At 65.9% G+C, this 18605-nt stretch carries 19 protein-coding genes and 1 riboswitch; of the genes, 9 read left to right on the plus strand and 10 right to left on the minus strand.

Features of this window, described 5'->3' with window-relative positions; all coding sequences use genetic code 11:
• The coding region (locus BH95_RS29695; protein ID WP_244165130.1) for an HNH endonuclease signature motif containing protein at positions 1-1126 on the plus strand (1126 nt) is incomplete at its 5' end.
• A 1-nt stretch (position 1127) separates the two neighbouring features.
• On the opposite strand, the gene BH95_RS24840 is transcribed toward BH95_RS29695, so the two are convergent.
• Together BH95_RS24840 and BH95_RS24845 are read right to left on the minus strand one after the other, a co-directional pair.
• Positions 1128-1364, minus strand: a complete 237-nt coding sequence (locus BH95_RS24840) for a hypothetical protein (RefSeq protein WP_052060166.1) — start codon at positions 1362-1364, stop codon at positions 1128-1130.
• Between the two features lie 111 nt (positions 1365-1475).
• Positions 1476-2063: a TetR/AcrR family transcriptional regulator gene (locus BH95_RS24845; protein ID WP_037145098.1), complete on the minus strand. Its 588-nt coding sequence runs from the start codon at positions 2061-2063 to the stop codon at positions 1476-1478.
• Between the two features lie 83 nt (positions 2064-2146).
• Between BH95_RS24845 and BH95_RS24850 the strand changes: the two genes are divergently transcribed.
• Positions 2147-3286: an acyl-CoA dehydrogenase family protein gene (locus tag BH95_RS24850; protein ID WP_019663661.1), complete on the plus strand. Its 1140-nt coding sequence runs from the start codon at positions 2147-2149 to the stop codon at positions 3284-3286.
• 20 nt (positions 3287-3306) lie between these two features.
• On the opposite strand, the gene BH95_RS24855 is transcribed toward BH95_RS24850, so the two are convergent.
• The 4 genes from BH95_RS24855 to BH95_RS24870 form a co-directional block, all read right to left on the minus strand.
• Positions 3307-4107 (minus strand): hypothetical protein, encoded by an 801-nt coding sequence (locus BH95_RS24855; RefSeq protein WP_019663660.1) that lies wholly within the window; start codon positions 4105-4107, stop codon positions 3307-3309.
• Positions 4108-4133: 26 nt separating this feature from the next.
• Positions 4134-4448, minus strand: coding sequence for a DMT family transporter (locus BH95_RS24860; protein WP_020113381.1), 315 nt, complete (start codon positions 4446-4448; stop codon positions 4134-4136).
• A gap of 13 nt (positions 4449-4461) precedes the next feature.
• A riboswitch (guanidine-III (ykkC-III) riboswitch) is annotated at positions 4462-4528 on the minus strand.
• A gap of 22 nt (positions 4529-4550) precedes the next feature.
• Positions 4551-5228, minus strand: a complete 678-nt coding sequence (locus BH95_RS24865; protein ID WP_037184727.1) for a TIGR03943 family putative permease subunit — start codon at positions 5226-5228, stop codon at positions 4551-4553.
• On the minus strand, positions 5225-6223 hold the full coding sequence (locus BH95_RS24870; RefSeq protein WP_037184731.1) for a permease: 999 nt from the start codon (positions 6221-6223) through the stop codon (positions 5225-5227). Before BH95_RS24870 ends, BH95_RS24865 begins: the two co-directional genes overlap by 4 nt.
• A 90-nt stretch (positions 6224-6313) precedes the next feature.
• Here BH95_RS24870 and BH95_RS24875 point away from each other — a divergent pair, with 90 nt between their 5' ends.
• Positions 6314-7012, plus strand: coding sequence for a response regulator transcription factor (locus BH95_RS24875; RefSeq protein WP_026347530.1), 699 nt, complete (start codon positions 6314-6316; stop codon positions 7010-7012).
• Positions 7009-8418, plus strand: coding sequence for a sensor histidine kinase (locus BH95_RS24880; RefSeq protein WP_019663655.1), 1410 nt, complete (start codon positions 7009-7011; stop codon positions 8416-8418). Before BH95_RS24875 ends, BH95_RS24880 begins: the two co-directional genes overlap by 4 nt.
• Here the strand turns inward: BH95_RS24880 and BH95_RS24885 are convergent.
• On the minus strand, positions 8415-9785 hold the full coding sequence (locus BH95_RS24885; protein WP_020113378.1) for an MFS transporter: 1371 nt from the start codon (positions 9783-9785) through the stop codon (positions 8415-8417). The two genes, BH95_RS24880 and BH95_RS24885, sit on opposite strands and share 4 nt — an antisense overlap.
• Positions 9786-9864: 79 nt before the next feature.
• Between BH95_RS24885 and BH95_RS24890 the strand changes: the two genes are divergently transcribed.
• A complete protein-coding gene (locus tag BH95_RS24890) occupies positions 9865-10380 on the plus strand; it encodes a winged helix-turn-helix transcriptional regulator (protein ID WP_037184734.1) in 516 nt (171 codons plus the stop codon).
• Here BH95_RS24890 and BH95_RS24895 read toward each other — a convergent pair.
• Complete coding sequence (locus BH95_RS24895; protein WP_037184737.1) at positions 10373-10798, minus strand: HIT family protein; 426 nt, start codon at positions 10796-10798, stop codon at positions 10373-10375. The two genes, BH95_RS24890 and BH95_RS24895, sit on opposite strands and share 8 nt — an antisense overlap.
• A gap of 120 nt (positions 10799-10918) precedes the next feature.
• Between BH95_RS24895 and BH95_RS24900 the strand changes: the two genes are divergently transcribed.
• Genes BH95_RS24900 through purD form a run of 3 tightly spaced genes read left to right on the plus strand, consistent with a single transcriptional unit; the run spans position 10919 to position 15426 of the window.
• Complete coding sequence (locus tag BH95_RS24900; RefSeq protein WP_019663651.1) at positions 10919-12160, plus strand: bifunctional glycosyltransferase family 2/GtrA family protein; 1242 nt, start codon at positions 10919-10921, stop codon at positions 12158-12160.
• On the plus strand, positions 12157-14130 hold the full coding sequence (locus BH95_RS24905) for a glycosyltransferase family 39 protein (protein WP_037184739.1): 1974 nt from the start codon (positions 12157-12159) through the stop codon (positions 14128-14130). The genes BH95_RS24900 and BH95_RS24905 overlap by 4 nt, the downstream gene beginning before the upstream one ends.
• Positions 14131-14175: 45 nt before the next feature.
• Positions 14176-15426, plus strand: coding sequence for a phosphoribosylamine--glycine ligase (purD, locus tag BH95_RS24910; RefSeq protein ID WP_037184743.1), 1251 nt, complete (start codon positions 14176-14178; stop codon positions 15424-15426).
• Between the two features lie 118 nt (positions 15427-15544).
• Here the strand turns inward: purD and thiM are convergent, their stop codons facing one another.
• Positions 15545-16366, minus strand: coding sequence for a hydroxyethylthiazole kinase (gene thiM, locus BH95_RS24915; protein ID WP_037145080.1), 822 nt, complete (start codon positions 16364-16366; stop codon positions 15545-15547).
• 62 nt (positions 16367-16428) lie between these two features.
• Between thiM and BH95_RS24920 the strand changes: the two genes are divergently transcribed.
• Entirely contained in the window at positions 16429-17583 is a 1155-nt protein-coding gene (locus tag BH95_RS24920) for a pyridoxal phosphate-dependent aminotransferase (protein ID WP_037184746.1), read from the plus strand.
• Here the strand turns inward: BH95_RS24920 and BH95_RS24925 are convergent.
• Positions 17580-18572, minus strand: a complete 993-nt coding sequence (locus tag BH95_RS24925; protein ID WP_037184748.1) for a threonine aldolase family protein — start codon at positions 18570-18572, stop codon at positions 17580-17582. The two genes, BH95_RS24920 and BH95_RS24925, sit on opposite strands and share 4 nt — an antisense overlap.
• Positions 18573-18605: the final 33 nt, after the last annotated feature.

Consider the following 18605-nt stretch of genomic DNA (forward strand, 5'->3'; position numbering starts at 1 on the left):
GCGTCAGAACCCCGCCGTACTGGCCGACGGAACCCCACTCGATCCGGAACTGGCGCGGCTCATCGCCACCGACGCCCACTGGCAAGGCCTGCTCACCGAACTCCACGACGTCCTCACCGCCCGAACACCACACACCCAGACACAAGGTGAACCGGCCAAGGCCGACCCTCCCGGCAGCACAGCATCTCCCGACGACACAGTGACTCCCGATGACACAGTGACTCCCGATGGCACAGTGACTTCCGATGACACGGGCCTGGGTGACACCGATACCGCCGACGACGACGAGGCAGCCGATCGGCGACAAAAACAGAGGACAGTGCTCTCCTCCCTACGGATTCGGGTACCACGCCTGATCCACCGCGGCCGGATCCGCCGAGCAGGAACCGTACCCACACCCACCAGCACACCCACCAACGGCAGAGGTCTGCCCAGCGCCACCGGTCTGCCCAATAGCACTGGTCTGCTCAGTGACACCCTTCGCGCGCAGATCACCGCGACGCTACTGGCAGCGATCACCGCCGACCCCACCCTCGCTGCAGGACCCCACCCCGACGGCCACGGAGGCGACACCGAACCACCACCCGGCGCCCTGACCTACCGACCCACCACCGACCTCGCCGCCCGCGTACGCATGACCTACCGCACCTGCACCCACCCCGGATGCGACGTCCCCTCCACCGACTGCGAACTCGACCACATCGTCCCCTACAACCACCACACCCCCCACCGCGGCGGATGGACCATCGAGACCAACCTCCACCCCGTCTGCACCGCCCACCACAAACACAAAACCGCCAACGCAGCCACCGTCGCCTACCTCGCCGGCGGCATCATCCTCTGGACCCACACCACCGGCACCCGCACCCTCACCTTCCCCGAACTCGGATGCCCCACCACCGCACGCACCCGCCGACACCGGCGACCCCTCCCCGAACCCGACATCACCACACCCACCTGGTGGGAACAACACATGTCCCCCACCACACCCGAACCCACCACCGCAGACCTCCGACACGCACCCACCGACACCGCCCGCACCCGAATCCGGCTCCTCCGCCGAAAACTACGACAACACAAAACCATCCAACACCTCCGCGAACGAAAGAAACCACCACCGTTCTGATCTACGAAGGCGGTCGATCGTCCTCGGGTACTCGGTATTTGCCGCCGCGGATCACATACACCGCGTATCCGGCGATGCCGAGCACGTAGGCGACCGTCGGAGCCGCGAGGACCCACGTCGACACCGACCCGGCGTCGGATCCTGCTGTTCCGGCGACCACGGTCATCCACGTCAGGAGGGCGATAGTCGCGGCGCCGATCCATTCGAGATCCTCGGCGATCATGCGATGAACGACCACGGGGATTCCGTTCGAGTGACGGTGCCGGACCCATCGAAATGTGCCGGGACGTCTCCGTCGGGTGCCGCGGCGACGAAGATGCGTCCCGGCCGTTCCTCATCGCCGACAATTCTACGAAGGTGCCCGGTGACCGCTGATGCCGGTGGTGAGGAGGGCGGCGAGCTCGGCGTACGCCTGGGAGTCGTCGAGGCCGGTGCGTTCGGAGATCTCACGCGATTGAATGCGCGCCATTGTCGATGCGGCGACGTCGGCGACGAATGCGGCATGGACGCTGCGGACTTCACCCGCGGCGGCACCGTCGTCGATCAGGTCTTGAACGCGTTGGGCGGCGAACGCAGTGTTCTGCTCGTAGATTTCGCGGGCAGGAGGGAAGGCGGCGAGGTCGTCCATGAACTGTCGTGATGCCGGCTGCAGGGCGATTCCCACCGCGGTCAGGTACGCGGTCAGGCGGTTGCCGAAACCGTCTATCCCGACGATCGCTGACTCGACGCGGTCCGTTGCTCCGCGGAAGAAGTGCACGGTTGCCGCTCGAACGAGTTGTTCCTTGCTGCCTGCCAGGGTGTAGAGCGTCGATTTGCTGCAGCGGAGGCGTCCCGAGATGTCGTCGAGTGTGAGGTGGGCGAACCCTTCGCTCAACAAGAGGTCGACGAGTTGGTCGAACAGTTGGGCACGGCGGGCCGTCGCGTGAGCTGCGGTCATGAAGCATGACAGTACTGCAGTGGGCGAGCCAGTATCATCTACAGTACTGTGATGGGACCGTCAGTACTGTGAGGAGTTCGAAAGTGCCTGTCGATCGTTTGTTGCCCACGGAGGAAGCCCGCGACCTCATTCAGCTCACGCGCGATGTCGCGGACAAGGTGCTGGATCCCATCGTCGACGAGCACGAGAAGAACGAGACCTATCCCGAAGGTGTGTTCGGCACCCTCGGTGAAGCCGGGCTGTTGAGCCTCCCGTTCCCGGAGGAGTGGGGCGGCGGTGGCCAGCCGTACGAGGTCTACCTGCAGGTGCTGGAAGAACTGGCGGCCCGCTGGGCGGCGGTGGCCGTTGCGGTCAGCGTGCACAGCCTCGCGTGCTCCCCGCTGCTGGCGTTCGGAACCGAGGAGCAGAAGCAGCGCTGGCTTCCGGACATGCTGGGCGGCAGTCTCGTCGGCGCATACAGCTTGTCCGAGCCGCAGGCCGGATCCGACGCCGCCGCGTTGACCTGCAAGGCGACAGCCAAGGACGACGGATACGTCGTCAACGGCGCCAAGGCGTGGATCACGCACGGCGGTATCGCAGATTTCTACAACCTCTTCGCCCGCACCGGTGAAGGGTCGAAGGGTATTTCCTGCTTCCTCGTTCCCAAGGATCAGGAGGGGCTCTCCTTCGGCAAGCCGGAGGAGAAGATGGGTCTGCACGCAGTGCCTACCACGTCGGCGAACTACGACAATGCCTTCGTCTCGGCGGAGCGACGTCTCGGCGCCGAGGGGCAGGGCCTCCAGATCGCCTTCAGCGCACTCGATTCCGGCCGCCTGGGAATTGCTGCGGTTGCCGTGGGTATCGCCCAGGCAGCCCTGAACGACGCAGTCGCCTACGCCAACGAGCGCACGACGTTCGGCAAGAAGATCGTCGATCATCAGGGCCTCGGGTTCTTGCTGGCCGACATGACGGCCGCGGTCGACTCCGCGCGGGCCACGTACATCGATGCTGCGCGACGTCGGGACGCCGGGTTGGACTACTCGCGGGGCGCATCCGTCGCGAAACTCGTCGCAACCGACGCCGCCATGAAGGTCACCACCGACGCGGTCCAGGTGTTCGGCGGGTACGGGTACACGCGGGACTTCCGCGTCGAACGGTACATGCGCGACGCCAAGATCACTCAGATCTTCGAGGGCACCAACCAGATTCAGCGCCTTGTCATCGCGCGGAGTCTGCGGAACTGATGCCCGCGCGGTGGATCCGTCTACTGCAGTTCGTGGACGGTCTGCTTCCCTTTGAGCCAGCGATTGGGTAGCCGACCAACCAACTCGCCCAACGGATTCACCGCCTGCGACAAGATCTCGACCGAATCCTGCAGGATGTCGATGCTGACGCCCATGCGTTCGATGTTGGGGGCCAGCTGCGACAAGGTTTCGGTCAAGGTCACGAGCTGATCGAGCGGACCACCCTTCGCGGTCAACCTCTCGATGGCACCGCCCTCGGCGAGCAGCTGTTCCAACAGGCCGCCTTCCTGGGTGGCGCGTTCGATGATGCCGTCCTCGCGAGTCAGAAGTTCGAGCGGCCCGTCCTTGGCGGTGAGACGTTCGAGGGGGCCGTCGACGGCGGTGATCCGATCGAGAAGTCCGCCGTCGGCAAGCAGCCGTTCGAGCGGACCGTCCTCGGCGAGCAGCCGGTCCAGCGGTCCGTCGGTGGCGGTCACGCGATCGACGGGTCCGCCGGGTGCCAGCAACCGTTCGAGCGTGCCTTCCTCCGATGTCAACCTGTCGACGACGCCACCCGGCGCGAGCAGCCGGTCGAGTGGCCCGCCCTCACGCAGTGCGTTGCCCAACGCTCGGTCGTCCGAGGTGAGCTGACCCAGCTGGGACAGCAGCTGCATCGTGCCGCCCTTGGGATCGGTGAGCGAGGCCAGGTTGGCAGGCGTGGCTGCCCCGGTCTCGAGAGCGAATCGAGTGGTGGACAGAATCGCCCCCGAGACCTCCAGGGCAGTTTCCGCGATGGCAATCCCAGCGCGTGCAGGCAGTGTGATCGCGGACACCCAGTTCATGGAAGTTACTGTAACTGCTGGATCGGTCAGTGCAGCAGCTTCAGCCCGACGACGCAGCCGACGATGCCCACGAGCAGCGCGACCTTGATCCACGACGACGATTCGTCGCCCGTGATCATCGCGTAGGCGACGGTGAGGGTTGCGCCGATTCCGACCCAGACGGCGTATGCGGTGCCGACAGGCAGGGTACGCATCGCGACGGCCAGGCCGCCCATGCTGGCGACGAGGGCGACACCGAAGACGATCGTGGGAACGGGACGCGAGAAACCGTCGGACTTGCCGAGGGCGGTGGCCCACACTGCTTCGAGTACGCCGGAGATGACAAGAATGACCCAAGCCATGAGAAAACACTCCCATGCACCGTCTTGTCGCTGGCCGGGTACGGTGCGCTCGTCCGCTGGTCCTACTGTGTCGAATTCAGCAAGACTGGTACTAGGGTACCACTAATAGGCGTACGTGTTCTCGGGTTCGTCGATCTGCTCGACGCCGGTCACTGTCATCGTCGGAATGTTGCCCGTCTCCGGGGACGACTCGCCGACGGTTCCACGCACCCGCAGCCACTCGCCCTCCACGTCTCGGTCCAAGTGAATGCGGATGGATCGCGCGTCGGCAGCGCAGCAGATGATCAGGATGCGCGCCAGATCGACACTGCCGTCCGGGTTCTCCACTCGAATCCCCGTCACGGTGATCTCGCGATCGTCGAGGCTGCCCGTGCTGTCCCTCGCGGCACGCTGAACGACGTCGAGCAGCGATACTTCAGGCGCCTCGCCGTCGGGCAACGGTGGAAACGCGGTGCGCTGGACAGGACCGGCCGCGACCACCCGATCCGACACCGACGACACGTCGAGTGCGGGCGGCGCGACGAACAGAACCAACGCCGCCGGAAGAAGCAACATCCAGTACGGACGAGAGCTGTGGGCGTGGTCGTCGTCCGCCGGTCCGCCTCGCCGGACGTCGCGAACGATCGCCACCACCGCCAAGCCGACGATGAAAATCCCGCTGGCCAGCAGGTAGGGGTGCAGGCTCGGCTTCACGTAGCGCAGAAAGCTTCCGTCCACGGAGATCTTGACCATCGCGCCACCGACGAGCAGAAGCAGGACGTTCTGCGTCTCCCGCCTCATCGGGCACCCAGAACGAGAAGCCCGACGGAGGTAGCGCACGCCACCGCGACGACGAAGGTGACCGGGGCGAATCGGGCGACGAATCCACGTCCGAAACTGCCCGCCTGCATCGCCATCAGTTTGACGTCGACCGCGGGGCCGACGACGAGGAACACCAGCCGGGGGAGTAGAGGCAGCATCGACATGCTCGCTGCGACGAAGGCATCGGCCTCCGAACACAACGCGAGAACGACGGCCAGAACTGCCATCACCAGAATCGCCAGGAGCATCTGCCCGGCGAGGTGTTCGAGGATGGAATCGGGAACGACGATGTGCAGCAGCGCCGCGGCTCCGGCTCCGAGGACGAGGAAGGCGCCCGCCTGCATCAGGTCGTGTCGTGCGGATTCGGTGAACACTTCCCATTTCGACCGCGAAGAATCGTGGCTGTGATCGGCGAATTTCTTCGTGATCCACTCGGCACGTCCGATTCTGGCCCACAACCAGCCCATCACCAGGGCAGTGGCCAGCGATGCAAGAAATCTCGCCAACACCATCCGCGGTTCACCGGGGAACGCGACAGCCGTCGACACCAGCACCACAGGGTTGATGGCAGGTGCGGACAGGAGGAATGCGAGCGCCGCCGACGTCGGCGCACCCTGGTCCATCAGACGCCTGGATACCGGAACGGCGCCGCATTCGCACCCGGGCAGGGCCATTCCGGCCAGTCCGGAGACACCGACCGCAGCTTTCTCGTCGGCCGGCAGCAGTCGCTCCAGAACCCGCGGCGAGACGAACGCGGCGATCGCGCCGCTGACCAGCACGCCGAGCACCAGAAACGGGGTTGCCTGAACGAAGACGCCCAGGAAGATCGTCGCACCTGTTCGGAGCTCGGGAAAGGAGTTCACCGCCGTGACCAGCTGATCCCGGAACACGATCGCGCACACGAGCAGAAGTGCGAATACGTGCATGGAATTGATGCGGCGGGCCGGACTCGCCGAGGTGTCCGTCGTCGCCATCGCCGTCCATCATGCACCCCGTGCGGCACTCACAGAAACCTCACAGCGAGAGTGCAGCAAGTGCGCAGGCTGCGGGTCCAGAATGGGTACGTGAGCGAAACACCTGAGGCCCGTGTGCTGGTCGTCGACGACGAACCGACGATTCTGGAACTGCTGTCTGTCAGTCTGCGATTCCAGGGGTTCGACGTCCAGACCGCATCGTCCGGGCCCGAAGGGCTCGACAAAGCGCGCACCTTCCGTCCCGAAGCGGTCATCCTCGACGTCATGATGCCGGGGATGGACGGGTTCGGTCTGCTGCGCAGGCTGCGCGCCGACGGCGTCGACGCGCCCGCGCTGTTCCTGACCGCTCGCGATTCAGTGGAGGACAAGGTCTCGGGCCTGACGCTCGGCGCCGACGATTACGTCACCAAACCGTTCAGCCTCGAAGAGGTGGTTGCTCGGCTGAGGGTCATTCTGCGTCGATCCGGAAAGACGGAGGAGACTGCACCGTCGCGAATCTCGTTCGCGGACATCGAACTCGACGACGACACCCACGAGGTGTGGAAGGCAGGCGAGCCGGTTGCACTCTCGCCGACGGAATTCACGCTGCTCCGGTACTTCATGGTCAACGCGGGCACCGTGCTGAGCAAGCCGCGAATCCTGGATCACGTGTGGCACTACGACTTCGGCGGTGAAGTCGGTGTCGTCGAATCCTACGTGTCCTATCTGCGCCGCAAGGTGGACACCGGGGACACCAGACTCATCCACACTCTGCGTGGTGTCGGCTACGTCATGCGGCAGCCGCGGTGAAGAAACTGCCGACGCCCAGGGACGTTCCGCTACGGTTCACGCTCGTCGCGGCACTGCTGCTTCTCGTCGCGACCGGGCTGCTGGCGTCCGGTGTCGCAGTGACGTCCGCGCTGCAGCAATCGCTCGTCGAACGCGTCGACAAGAGCTTGTTCGACGCGTCCCGCGTGTGGGCGGAACCCCGGAACCCGGACATGCCACCGCCGTCGGAGTCCAGGCGACCACCGGCGGACTTCTACGTGAAAGCGACCGACACCGACGGCCAGATCAGGATCGAGGAGGACGCCGGGCAGAACGTTCCCGACGTCGACGGCGTCGACACGTCTCGGCCCACCACGGTCGGTTCCGTCGACGGAGACGAGGAGTGGCGAGCCTTCAGCGTCACCAACTCCCAGGGCACCACCGTGGTTGCGCAGAGTCTGACACCCACCAAGATCACGGTCGATCGTTTGGTGGTGCTTCAGTTGATCATCGGGACCATAGTTCTGGCACTTCTCGCGGTGCTGGCGTACTTCGTCGTCCGCCGCAGTCTGCGTCCACTCGTGCAGGTCGAGGAAACAGCGGCCGCGATCGCAGCCGGTGACCTGCACGAGCGGGTGCCGGAGCGGAGTTCGCGCACCGAGATCGGCAAGCTGTCGATTGCGTTGAACGGCATGCTCACTCGCATTCAGCAGGCGTTCGCGGCGAGCGAGGCGTCCGAGGAGGCGGCCCGCGCATCCGAGGACAAGATGCGGCGCTTCGTCGCCGACGCGAGTCACGAACTACGCACACCACTGACGACGATTCGAGGATTCGCGGAGCTGCATCGGCAAGGCGCGATGAGCGACATCACGTTGTTGATGAACCGAATCGAGGGTGAATCGGCACGCATGGGTTTGCTCGTGGAGGATCTGCTGATGCTGGCCAGGCTCGACGCGCAACGCCCGTTGGAGGCTCGATCCGTCGACGTGCTCACCATCGCTGCCGACGCCGTGCACGACGCCCGGGCCGTCGCTCCCGAACGCGACATCTCACTGAAAGTCGTCTCAGGGCCCGGCATTCCCGAGGTGACCGGTGACGACGCACGGCTACGTCAGGTAGTGGCCAACCTCGTCGGGAATGCTGTTCGGCACACTCCGTCCGATGCGTCCATCGAGGTCCGTGTGGGCACCACGGACACGTCGGTGCAACTCGAGGTCAGCGACACCGGGCCCGGCTTGTCGGCCGAGGAATCGGCGCACGTCTTCGAGCGCTTCTATCGCGCGGACAGCTCCCGTACTCGTGAAAGTGGGGGCAGCGGACTGGGATTGTCGATCGTCGCGGCCCTCGTCGCCGCGCACGGCGGAACCGTCACCGTCGACAGTACGCCCGGCCTGGGCGCAACGTTCCGGGTGGAACTGCCCCGGGTGAATCAGGACCGGGTCGACTAGGCCCGGCGGCGGCAGGCAAGAACCACCAGCGCGCCGACGATGGACGCGGCGGTGGTGAACAGCACTGCGCTGTTCCACCCCTCGACGAGCCCGGCGACGCTGGGCGTTCCGGTCGGAACAGCGAGCACGGCAACCACGGTGACGCCGACGGCCGAACCCACGTATCGAGCAGTGTTGTTGGCGCCACTACCCATGCCTGCACGCCCGGCGGGCACGCTGGCCACGGCCTCGCGCCCGAGGGCTGCGTTGAGGACACCGCTGGAGACACCGGCGACGAGCAGGCCGGGCAGCAGGCGAGACCACGTCGAGTCCTCGGACAGACCGAGAAGAAAGAGCTGCCCGACGGCGACGCCGAGCAGTCCGACGGCCAATTGTGTTCCGCCCGAGATGCTCGGCGGAATCCTCCGAGCGAGCAGAGCTGTGACGACCGACGTGCCGGACCACGCGAACATCAGCAGTGCAGCTTCCAATGCTTGGATACCGTAGGCATTTCCGAGGAATCCGGACACGTACGACATCAGGGCAATGACGCCGGCACCGGTCATGAGTGCCGCGAAGGTCGCTGCGACGAACGGGGGATGAGCGAACAGCGACAGGTCCAGCATCGCCGTGCTGCTTCGTAATTCGACAATGACGAACATGCTCAGTAGCAGTGCTGCGACGACGAACAATCCGATGGGCAGAGGGTCTGCCCATCCCTGGCGCCCCTCGACCAACGCAGCCAGCAGCGCACTGACGCCGAGGCCGAGCAGAAGCGCGCCCGCCGGATCGAGGCCTCGCGGAACGTCGGTTCTCGACTCGACGACGAAGCGGTGCGAGACGTAGGCCAGCACAGCTGCGGCGACCGCGAGCACGACGTACGCATCGCGCCAGGTGGCGATACGATCGAAACCGGCCGCGATCAGCGGCCCGAGGGCAATGCCTGCGCCGACGCTGGCGCCCCAGATCCCGCTTGCGCGCGCCCGCAGCGGGCCGACCGGGTGAGTGTGCGCGATGATCCCGAGGCTCGACGCGACGAGTGCTGCGCCGCCGATGCCCTGTGCGATGCGGGCGATCACGAAGATCAGTGTGGTGGGGGCAACCGCGCAGGCAACGGAACCCGCGGCGAGCACGACCGCGCCGATCGCGAACGTCCGACGGCGTCCGAAATCGTCGGCGACGGTTCCCGCGGTCAACAGAGCAGCACCGAGCCCGATGCTCATCGAGCTCAGAATCCAGGTCTTCCCGGCAGCGTCACTTCCGAGGGTCGTCGCCGTCGGATTGATGGTCGCCAAGGGCGCTGTGAACGCCACCAGGGTCAGCAGAGTGCCGAGCGACGCGATCACAAGTGAGCGTCGTTGCACGGTGGACGGGTCGGTGGTGGTCATGGTTCCCCTTGGTTCGGTGACCGAACTGTAACCGCGCGATTCGGTTCGGTCAACAGACCATTCGGGTAGGCTTCCGTGCATGGCCCTCGGCGTCGACTACGTACATCAGGATTGCTCGATGGCACGTGCGCTCGAACTCGTCGGCGAGCGCTGGACGCTTCTCATCGTGCGTGACTCGCTGTTCGGTGTACGACGGTTCTCGGACTTCCAGACCCATCTGGAGATGTCGAAGGCCGTCCTCACGCAGCGGCTCGCAGGCCTCGTCGACGCTGGATTGCTCGAGCGTGTACCTCACGGCGGCCGCGACGAATACGTTCCGACGACAGCGCTCGAGGGGTTGTGGCACGTGGTCTTCGCGCTGAACGACTGGGGCGGTACCCAGGTTCCGTCGCCGGGCGGTGCGCGTCGGGAATTCCTGCACGCAGACTGCGGCACCCTGCTGACCGGCCCCGGTCTGTGCACCCGTTGCGCGCTCGCGCCTGGCCCCCGCGATGTGCTGATGCGTCCCGGGCCCGGAATCGGTGGCACCGTGCGGCCGAACCCAGTGTCCGCGGCCTTGCGTTCGACGCGACGGTTGCTCGACCCGATCAGGTAGGGACGTTCGCCCCGTAACCCAGGTCGGTCAGTGCAGCCTTGATCTTCCGCGCTGCCTCGTCCTGGGACTCGGCCGACGGACTCGGGTCCGCGCCGGAGATGTCGAAGTTCCCCATCTCGAACGCCGGGAACACGTGCAGGTGCAGATGCGGCACTTCCAGTCCGGCGATCAGGAACCCTGCCCGCGGCGCGTCGAACCCCCGGACCACCGCTCGACCGATCTTCTGTGCAACCGACGTCAATTTGCCGAACACCGCGCCGTCGACGTCCTGCCACTGGTCGATCTCCTCGCGCGGCACGATCAGGGTGTGTCCCTGAGTGACGGGAGCGATGGTCAGGAACGCGACGACGTCGTCGTCCTCCCAGACGAATCGTCCCGGAATCTCTCCACTGATGATCTTGCTGAATACCGATGCCATGCGCCCAACCCTATGCGGCGTGCGGGACCCATGGGTCATTCCGCAGGCCCCGCCGGCGGCACAGGAAACTGCCAGCTTGGATCCAGGCTGGTCGCAGGCAGGCAGACGAATCTGTGGTTCATGACATCGAACTCGCTACTCCGAGCAGGTGGCCGTGAGCCCAGCTCGTCCCCAGGTGACGCTGCGACGGCCGTCCTCGAGGTGGTCATTCCGGTCTACAACGAGGAGGCGGATCTCGAGCAGTGCATTCGTAGACTGCACACGCACCTCGAGGGCACCATTCCCTTCCGCGCCCGGATCACCATCGCAGACAACGCCAGCACCGACGCCACACTCGACGTCGCCCGGCGATTGGCGGCCGAGATCGACGGCGTGCACGTCCGCCACCTCGACGAGAAGGGACGTGGCCGAGCGCTGAAAGCGGTGTGGCTGGAGTCCGATGCCGACGTCGTTGCCTACATGGACGTCGATTTGTCCACGGATCTGAACGCGTTGATGCCTCTGATCGCTCCGCTGCTGTCCGGGCACTCCGATCTCGCGATCGGTTCACGCTTGAGCCGATCGTCGCGGGTGGTGCGCGGAGCGAAGCGTGAATTCATCTCTCGCAGTTACAACCTCATCCTGCGTACCTCGCTGCGTGCGCGGTTCTCCGACGCGCAGTGCGGCTTCAAGGCGATGCGCACCGATGTCGCGCGGACACTGTTGCCGCTCGTGGAGGACAACGGCTGGTTCTTCGACACCGAACTGCTCGTCATCGCCGAGAAAGTGGGTCTGCGGATTCACGAGGTGCCGGTCGATTGGGTCGACGACCCCAACAGCAGCGTGAACATCGTCGACACCGCCGTGAAGGACCTCGAAGGATGCTGGCGAGTGGGCCGAGCATTGGCGTCGGGCGCATTGCCGGTCGCGGAGTTGCGCAAGAGTCTCGGACGGGAGCCGCTCGTGGCCGGAGTACCGCACGGAATGGTCGGGCAATTGGTCCGATTCGGAATCATCGGCGTCGCAAGCACGGTCGCCTACGCGCTGCTGTATCTGATTCTGCACCCGCTCATCGGTGCACAGGCCGCCAACTTCCTCGGATTGTTGATCACCGCCGTCCTCAACACGGCGGCGAACCGGGCCTTCACGTTCGGAATACGTGGGGCCGAGAATGCCGGCCGGCACCAACTGCAGGGGCTGTTGGTGTTCGGCTTCGCACTGCTGGTCACCAGTGGTTCACTCGCCGCACTGCACGCCGCGGCACCCGACGTGTCGCGGCACGTCGAACTCTCGGTGCTCGTCGTTGCGAATCTCGTTGCAACGGTGTGCCGGTTCGTTGCCCTTCGTTGGGTGTTCCGTACCAAGGAGGACGCGCAGAAATGACGACGCTGATGCAACGACCCGTGGAGGAACCCACCCAGAAGACGCACTCTCGATGGGAATGGATCGGTCTTGCAGTGCTGTTGGTGGGTACGGCCGTGGCCTACATCTGGGGCCTCGGCGCGTCCGGTTGGGCGAACTCGTTCTACTCCGCGGCAGTGCAGGCCGGTTCGGTGTCCTGGAAAGCGTTCTTCTTCGGCTCGTCGGACGCGGCAAATTCCATCACCGTCGACAAACCACCCATGTCGTTGTGGTTGATGTCGTTGTCGGTTCGAGTCTTCGGACTCAGCTCCTGGGCGATGCTGATTCCGCAAGCACTGCTGGGTGTCGGTTCGGTCGCGCTTCTGTGGGCGACCATTCGTCGTCAGTTCGGTTCCGCCGCCGGTCTCCTCGCCGGACTGACCCTCGCAGTCACTCCCGTTGCGGCACTGATGTTCCGCTTCAACAATCCCGACGCTCTGCTGGTGCTGCTGATGATCGCCGCGGTGTGGGCATCGATGCGGGCCGTCGAGAACGGGCGTACTCGGTGGCTCGTGCTCACCGGAGTGTTCGTCGGGTTCGGGTTCTTGACCAAGCAGCTCCAGGTGATGCTCGTCATTCCGCCGATCGCGTTGATGTACCTCGCTTTCGGCCGGCCGAAGTTGGTCACCAGGCTGATGCAGCTCTTTGCCGCATTGGGCGCGGCGATCGTGTCGGCCGGCTGGTGGCTACTCGTCGTCGAACTGTGGCCGGCGTCGTCACGGCCCTGGATCGGGGGCTCGCAGGACAACTCCATCCTCGAACTGACCCTCGGATACAACGGTCTCGGCCGCCTCAACGGTGAGGAAACCGGAAGCGTGACCCCGGGTGGCGGCGCTGCCGGTGGCCCGGGCGGCGGTGCAGGAGGTGGCATGTGGGGTGAAACCGGCATCACGCGCATGTTCGACTCCTCGCAGGGCGGTCAGATCGCATGGCTCATCCCGTCGGCGCTGATCCTGTTGGTCGTCGGCCTCGTGATCCGAGGACGTGTTCGCCGCACCGATCCTCAGCGCGCGGCCTTGACGGTGTGGGGCCTGTGGTTGCTGGTCACCGGTCTGACGTTCAGCTTCATGGCGGGCATCTTCCACTCCTATTACACGGTGGCACTGGCACCTGCTGTGGCAGCACTGATCGGCGCGGGCAGCGTGCTGGCGTGGCGCAACCGCGAGCGGTACTGGGTGCGCATCGCAATGGCAGTGTCGACCCTCGCCGCCGTGGCGACAGCCTGGGTTCTGCTCGGCCGCAGTGCGGACTTCGTGCCGTGGCCTCGGTGGGCGATCCTCGTCGTCGGCGTCCTCGGCGCGGTCACACTGCTCATCCCGGCGATGACACGTGGAAAACTCTCTGTCGCAGCCATTCTCGCAGTGATGTTCGCGGGCCTTGCGGGCCCGACCGCGTACGCACTCGACACCATCGCGACCCCGCACACCGGATCCATCGTCTCGGCCGGGCCGTCGACAGGAATGGGCGGTCCAGGCGGTATGGGCGGTGGCCGCGGAATGGGCGACGGCCGGATCCGCGACGGTCAATCTCGGATGCAGGGCTTCCCGATGCAGGACGGTCAGATGCCTGCAGGGCTTCCCGGCGGTGGCATGGGCGGGGCCGGTGGACTCCTCAGCGGCAGCACCCCGACCGAGGCGATCACCTCGTTGCTCGAACACGACGCGGACTCCTACACCTGGGTCGCGGCAGCCATCGGATCCAACAGTGCGTCGGGTTATCAGCTGGCGACCGAGGACCCCGTCATGGCGATCGGCGGATTCAACGGCACCGACCCGTCGCCGACGCTCGAGCAGTTCAAGGAGTACGTGGCCAACAGTGAGATCCACTACTTCATCGCAGGTGGAGGGATGGGTGGGTCCAGTTCCGGCACGTCCGCCGAGATCTCCGAGTGGGTCGCGGCGAATTACACGGCCACTACCGTCGACGGTGTGACGTTGTACGACCTGAGCTGACCATCTTTTTCTCCGATGGGAGTCGAGCCGATAGTCTGATGCACTGTGCGCGTACTCGTAGTCGGTTCAGGTGCTCGTGAGCACGCCCTTCTCCTTGCGCTGAGCAAGGACCCTAAGGTCAGCAAACTGCTGGTCGCTCCCGGCAATGCAGGCACGGCGTCTATCGCCGAGCAGCATCCCGTCGACGTGGCGTCGGGTGCAGCGGTGACCGAGCTGGCTCGCAAGGTCGAGGCAGATCTCGTGGTCATCGGTCCCGAGGTCCCGCTCGTGCTCGGTGTTGCCGATGCTCTGCGTGAGGCCGGTATCGCCACGTTCGGACCGTCGGCCGACGCTGCTCGAATCGAAGGTTCCAAGGCGTTCGCCAAGGACGTCATGGCGGCAGCGGGTGTGCGGACGGCGCACAGTGAAATCGTCGATTCGCCGGCGAAGCTCGACGAAGCTCTCGATCGTTTCGGCCCCAACTGGGTCGTCAAGGACGACGGGCTCGCGGCGGGCAAGGGCGTCGTGGTCACCACCGATCGCCTCGCGGCCCGCGATCACGCTGCCGAGTTGCTCGAGACCGGGCATCCGGTGTTGCTGGAATCGTTCCTCGACGGACCCGAGGTGTCGCTGTTCTGCCTCGTCGACGGCGAGACAGTGGTTCCTCTTCTTCCGGCACAGGATCACAAGCGCGTCGGCGACGGGGACACCGGTCCCAACACCGGTGGCATGGGCGCCTACACCCCGCTTCCGTGGCTGCCCGAGTCCGTCGTTCAGCAGATCGTCACCGAGGTGGTCGAGCCCGTTGCCGCCGAGATGGTGCGGCGTGGCTCACCGTTCTCCGGTCTGCTGTACGCGGGACTGGCGATCGGATCGCAAGGACCGGCAGTCGTCGAATTCAACTGCCGCTTCGGCGATCCCGAGACCCAGGCAGTGCTCGCCTTGTTGGACTCCCCGCTGGGCGAGGCCCTGAACGCAACGGCCACCGGCACGCTCGACTCGCTCGAGTCGCTGCAGTGGAAGAACGGCTCGGCCGTGACCGTGGTGGTCGCAGCCGAGAACTACCCCGGCCGTCCGCGTACGGGCGACGTCATCACGGGTGCGGATGCCGACGGTGTTCTCCACGCAGGCACCGCGCACAAGGACGGCGCAGTCGTCTCCGCCGGCGGCCGCGTGCTCAGCGTCGTCGGTTCGGGCGCGGACCTGGCGGAGGCCAGAGCGGACGCCTACGCCAAAATCGACGCAATCAAATTGCCGGGCAGTCACTACCGCACCGACATCGGCCTCGCTGCGCTCGAAGGGCGCATCTCACTCTGAGGACCCGATCCTGATGCTCCACTATCGAGTCGAATGCGCAGAAAACTGCGTATCCGTCGAAGGAATGGAGCGTCAGGCACCCCTGCTGCGCTGACGAGAACGCCTGTGGATGAACCGGTTACAACTCGAGCGGCTCGATCCGTGCCCGCGCACGGATGTCGTCCGGGGTGACCGAGGCAAGGGCGTCGAGGTAGGCCACCGAGAAAGATCCGGGCCCCGACGACGTGTGTTCCGCCACCTCCGCTGCCACCGCCACGTGCGTGTGTGCGGCGGTGAGTCCGGTCAGCGAATCCGGGGTGACGGCCAGGTAGGCAGCGACGAGAGCGCCCAGCGAGCATCCCGTTGTCGTGACCTTGGTCAGAAGGGGACTGCCACCGGCGACCGTGAGGCCCACTGGACCGTTGTTGCTGCGCCCGACGAGGTAGTCGATCGGTCCGGAGGCGGACACCGCGTCAGCGTGGTCGAGTAATGCGATCGCGGCCGGTACGGCGTCTTTCGAATCGACCGAGCTGTCGACTCCGCGTGTCGAGCTGCCCAGGCCTGCGAGTGCGACGATCTCGGAAGCGTTGCCGCGGACAGCCGTCGGGCGCCGGGTGAGCAGGTCGGCAGCCAGGGACGTACGCCACGGGAGGCCGCCGACGCCGACAGGGTCGAGTACCCAGGGTGTTCCGGCTGCCACCGCTCCGTCGGCGGCAAGAACGAAAGCCTCGGCGGTGCCGTCGTCCGGGGTGCCGAGGTTGACCAGTACCCCTCCTGCGACCGCCGCGAATGCGGCAGCTTCGTGCACGTTGTCGATGTGTGCGTTGCTCGCACCCGCCGCAAGAAGGACGTTGGTGACGAAGTTCGCCGAGACGACGTTGGTGAGTGACTGAACCAACGGGGTCGTCTCGCGCAGTGCGTCGAGAGCATCGGCGACGGTGTGTGCGGTGGGGTGTGTCATACGAATCGACCTCGGGTGGTTGGGCAGGCGTACCCCACGAACGTAGCGATAACCTCGAGCGCGTGCGTACTCCGTCGTCGAGGTCCGAGATCCAGCCCTTCCACGTCATGGACGTGTTCAAGGCTGCTGCCGTGAGAAGTCGAACGCACGGGGACGTGCTGTCGCTTGCTGCGGGGCAGCCGTCGACGCCTGCGCCGGCACCGGTGCTGCGGGACGCTCGAGAGGCTCTGGACGGTCATCTGCTCGGGTACACGGAAACTCTCGGCATTCTGCCGCTTCGGGAAGCGATCGCGGCGTATCACTCGGCCGAGTCGAACATCGACGTGCACCCCGACGAGGTCGTGGTGACGACTGGATCGTCCGGCGCGTTCACGTTGCTGTTCCTCGCTGCGTTCGATGTCGGTGACACGGTGGTCATGGCCCGTCCGGGGTATCCCGCGTACCGGAACACTCTCGCTGCCCTCGGCTGCCGCGTGGTCGAGCTGGACTGTGGCGCCGAGTCGCGATTCCAGCCGACCGTAGCGATGCTCGAAGAACTCCCCGAGCCGCCGAAGGGCCTGATCATCGCCAGTCCCGCCAACCCGACGGGAACGATCGTCGACGCCGACGAGTTGGCCGCGATCGCCCGGTGGTGCGAGGCCAACGGAACCCTCCTGATCTCCGACGAGATCTACCACGGTATTTCCTACGGGGACGTGACGACGTCGAGCGCGTGGGAGACCTCGCGCACCTCGTCGGTCGTCATCGGATCGGTGTCCAAGTACTTCTCGATGACGGGGTGGCGGCTCGGGTGGATGCTGCTGCCGTCGCACCTGCACCGCGCGGTGGAGCGCCTGGCGTCGAACATGACCGTGTGCCCGCCTGCGATCTCGCAGGTAGCGGCCGTCGCGGCGTTCACCGAAGAGTCGCGCGCCGAGCTCGACGGTCACGTCCGGCGCTACGCCGTCAACCGGCGGATCCTGCTCGACGGATTGACCGCGGCCGGTGTCACCGACCTGGCGCCCGCCGATGGAGCGTTCTACGCCTACGCGGACATCGGTCACCTGACGCAGGACTCACGGGCGTGGTGCGAGCGCATCCTCGCCGAGACCGGTGTGGCTCTCGCCCCCGGCGTGGATTTCGACACCGTGCACGGCCACCACACCGTCAGGTTCTCGTTCGCCGGAACCACCGAGCACGTCGAAGAGGCGCTGACTCGCCTCGCGCCTGTGCTCTAGAGCCGGCTCAGGGCATCCTCGATGTCGGATCGTGAGACGTCTCGGTGGGTGACGAATCGTGTTCGTCCGACGACGCCGACCGCGGCTATCCCGAGATCGGCGAGCTCCGCGACGGTCAGAGGTCCGTCGGCGAGAACGATGTTGGTCTGGGGTTCGTCGACGGTCCAGCCGCGTTCGCGGAGACCGTCGGCGAGGAGACGGGCATGGGCGTGGTCGTCGGCGAGGGAGTCGACGGTGTCCAGTGCCACCAGGCCCGCCGCGGCGAGTACTCCGCCCTGGCGCACTCCTCCGCCGAGCATCTTGCGGATGCGCCTGGCCTCGGTGATGCGGGCGGCGTCGGAAGCGAGCATCGAACCCACCGGTGCACCCAATCCCTTGGACAAGCACACCTGGACGGTGTCGGCGCCGCGCGTCAGATCCGAGACGGGGACTCCGAGCGCCACGGCCGCATTCCACACGCGTGCGCCGTCGAGGTGCACCTTCAGGCCCCTCTCGCGGGCCGCGGCCAGCAGGGACGCCCATTCCTCGGCGTCGAACACGGCCCCGCCGGCGAAATTGTGGGTGTTCTCGAGGCACAGCAGCGTCGTGGTCAACGTGAAGTACGGGCCGTCGGACACCGCTGCGGCGACGGTCTCGGGCGTCGGGCGTCCCGGTCCCGCGTCGTGCGGCAGGATTCGAGGCATGCCTTGGGCGAGCCACGCGGCCGTGCCCAACTCGGAGTCGAGGACGTGCGCGTGTTCCGGCGCGAGGAATGCGTCACCTCGCCTCAGGTGCATCATCAGCGCGATCAGATTTCCCATCGATCCGCTGGGCACCCACAGCGCACTCTCGTACCCGAGAACGTCCGCAACACGCTCCTCCAGCCGGGCCATGGTGGGGTCGTGGTCGAGAACATCGTCGCCCACCTCGGCGTCGTACATCGCCTGCCGCATCTCCGGCGAAGGCCGCGTCACGGTGTCCGAACGGAGGTCGATGGTCGAAAAGTGCATGATCTTCAGGATTCCACACCGTTTACCCCAGAA

Origin of the sequence: Rhodococcoides fascians A44A (assembly GCF_000760735.1) — a bacterium.
Lineage (GTDB): Bacteria > Actinomycetota > Actinomycetes > Mycobacteriales > Mycobacteriaceae > Rhodococcoides > Rhodococcoides fascians_E.